At 35.8% G+C, this 413-nt stretch carries 1 protein-coding gene; it reads right to left on the bottom strand.

The window, feature by feature from the left end; translation table 11 throughout:
* Positions 1 to 299, bottom strand: a 299-nt coding sequence (locus tag NE664_14725; protein MCQ4727889.1) for an antibiotic biosynthesis monooxygenase, incomplete at its 3' end; no start/stop codon positions are given.
* Positions 300 to 413 lie beyond the last annotated feature (114 nt).

Here is a 413-nt window from a genome sequence, read left to right as displayed (position 1 = left end):
ATTTTTATTTGTGGTAATATGCTCATTTTGACACTTGCAGCGTCAAGTGCTTTTACAAAAGGGGCTGCTTCCTCATCTTGAAACATTTTATCAGAAGCAGCCTTGAGTTCTTCCATTGAAGCCCAATGCTGTATCATAGTCCATTCCCTGTTTTCTTCGTTATAGAGAAGTTCCGTGTCAATAAAACCCTGTTGCTTTGAATGATAGTCCTTTTCAAGCGAGTCCACAATGCTGATAAAGCTGTCTTTTGTTACCTCCTGTAAAGTTTTCATTGTTACGATTTCCGTTGCAATAGACATAAAAATACCTCCTGTTTTTTTCATAGTCTACATAAAATAGAACAAGAGGTATAGTAGAAAATCGACTGTCATAGGTATTTGTATTTAACATTCTCTTTTACAGTAGCTTTCTCT

The sequence above is a fragment of the Anaerotignum faecicola genome, from assembly GCA_024460105.1.
In the GTDB taxonomy this organism is placed as follows: Bacteria; Bacillota; Clostridia; order Lachnospirales; family Anaerotignaceae; genus JANFXS01.
Note: the sequence above shows the minus strand (reverse complement) of the source record. Positions and strands in the feature narration are given on the sequence as shown.